The organism is Brachyspira catarrhinii, assembly GCF_005518285.1.
Classification (GTDB): domain Bacteria; phylum Spirochaetota; class Brachyspiria; order Brachyspirales; family Brachyspiraceae; genus Brachyspira; species Brachyspira catarrhinii.
The window spans coordinates 1-2382 of record NZ_SJDU01000349.1 but is presented as its reverse complement, the minus strand read 5'-3'; the positions used below and the strand labels follow the sequence as shown (position 1 = coordinate 2382).

The window sequence follows — 2382 nt, the reverse complement described above, 5'->3', positions numbered from 1 at the left end:
CGCTTGATTTTTTAATTATAAACTGTTTACTGAGTTACCCTATAAGCTTCAATACCAAGACCAAGATCAGAATCAGCACTTCCAAGACCATTTATACTACCACCCTCTGTACTAGAAACTATAGTATTGTCATTACTATCCTTATTTAATCTTAACCTTTTATAAGGAGTCAATTGAGTCCACCAATCTATATCATGATATATACCAGTGTAATTCATAGCTATATCATTATCTAAACGTACTAATTTATAAGTATGTTTAACTATATTAAACCAGTATTCAAATTCTAAAGTAAGAGAAGTACCATCTTCATTAAATGTATATACAGTATCTCCTTTTTTGAACACAGCTCCTCTAACTCTGTCTGGGAATATAGGACCATTATCTACAAATGAAGAAGCTATTATTCCGACTACAGTATAATTCTGAACTAAATTTCCGCTGTCATTTATTTCTAATGATATAGTTCCTCCATTACCTGTATAACTAGCTGATTTATCATTAGCTTGAGTTAAATTATATCTTGTTGTTTTAGTATCTTTTGGTTTATTCCAAGTTTCTTCTTTAATTTCTAGAGTTGTACCTCCTTTTGAAAAAGTGTAAGTTTTCAATATCAAACTTCTTCCATCAGGACTATAACTATCATCTAATGGATAAGAAGAAGTCCATTGAGAAGTATCTCTGTATTTAAATATTTGAGAAGAAACATAATCTGTAAATCCTCCGTTTATTTCAACATAATCCTGTATTGATTCGTAACTATCTGCTGTACTACCCCAAATTGATGACCAAAATAAAGTATCATCTTTTTTATCAGTTGTTGCCAATCTTAATGTATAAGATGATAATGTTCCATTTTTATATGTAGCCTGATCTGTTCCATTTTCTGAAACATAAGTATATGTGGATTCCAATTCACCTGATTTAAGATAGTGATAAAGTGATTTACCATCTCCGCTAAATACATACTTATCACCTGTACTATCTATTTCAGTGTAATTCTTTCCAGCTGCTCTGTAATAGAATAAAGGTCCATTATCATTATAATTCAATATATATTCAAAACTGCCGCCGTCTTTTAATTTATTGTAATCATCAATACCATTTACTATGATAGTTTCTCCAGAAGAACTAATATATTCTGCTGATGTTAATCCTGCTATCTTACTAAATGTATATGTTTTTGTTGATAAAGGACCATCATAGAAATGTTCTGCTTTAAGTGTTAAAGTATTAGCTGTACTGTCAAATTTATATGTATACAATGTAAGTCTATCTCTTATACCATATTGTTTATCTTTGAAATTATTCAATACAGTGCTAGGATCTATTGTAGAAACATCTACTTTCAAATATGGAGAACTTCCTTGACCATTCTCTTTATGTTCTGCCATTTTTTCAAATTCAGGGTGAATTTTAGGAAGATATTCTGTAGGTGCTGCCACAAATTCTTTTCTATAATGTTCATATAACACAACAGTACCGTCTTCTTTTACATAACCTATAGGGTCATATTCAAAGAAAGAACGATCTCCTTCTTTTTCTACAGCTTTAAATGAAACAGGTACCTCATCTCCTGCAACACTTTGTGTTTCTGTAATAGCTCCAAAGGCAAATATAAATTTAGAATAAGTATCTACTGCTATTAAATACTGTTTAAGTGTAGCTACAGAAGCCTTTCCATTTATAGAATAGAAATTAAATCTGTCTAATCTTCCCTCTAAATAACCTTCTTTACTATATAAAGGGTTATTAGCAACATACTGATAAACCTTTAAACCAGTTATTGAAACATTTCCTACTATGCTTCCCGCATAATTTTCACCGTCTTTACCATCATAATAATTAGCAGGAACATTATTCCAATCCATTACACCTGATATCCAGTATCTATTATCATCTTCAAAGAAAGTGTATATAGGAAGTTTATCTTTTTGGAAACTAGCTTTAAATAACCAAGTTTTAAATTTACTGCCATCATATCCGCCGTAATTAGGATCATTCCAATCACCATTTTTGAAAGGATCTTCATGTTCAGGTACCTGTTCAGGAGGATTTTCTGGAGCTGTATCTGGTATTTCTCCTTGTTCAGATTCTGAAGCACTTTTATTATAATAATATCTAGGATTAAAGAAATGTCCTCCGCATGACATCATAAAAATAGATATTATTAATAAAAATAACAAATATATTTTTTTCATAATTATTACCTCCAAATATTAATTATCCTTTAAATGCTAGACCTAATGTTATACCAAAATCTAATGAGTTTATATAATAAGATTTTAATGGTGTTTCTAATGTAAAATTAGGATCTTTTACAGTTTCCATAAGTGTATACAAACTATCAGGCATTGTTATATATCCTGGTGAATATACATT

At 30.0% G+C, this 2382-nt stretch carries 1 protein-coding gene; it reads right to left on the bottom strand.

What is annotated here, in order from left to right:
- Window positions 1-26 precede the first annotated feature (26 nt).
- Window positions 27-2201 (bottom strand): hypothetical protein, encoded by a 2175-nt coding sequence (locus EZH24_RS10360; protein WP_137999054.1) that lies wholly within the window; start codon window positions 2199-2201, stop codon window positions 27-29.
- Window positions 2202-2382 lie beyond the last annotated feature (181 nt).

Bases quoted from the DNA above. Each gene is read 5' to 3' on its own strand.
- EZH24_RS10360 (WP_137999054.1), bottom strand. From the start codon at position 2,201: ATGAAAAAAATATATTTGTTATTTTTATTAATAATATCTATTTTTATG.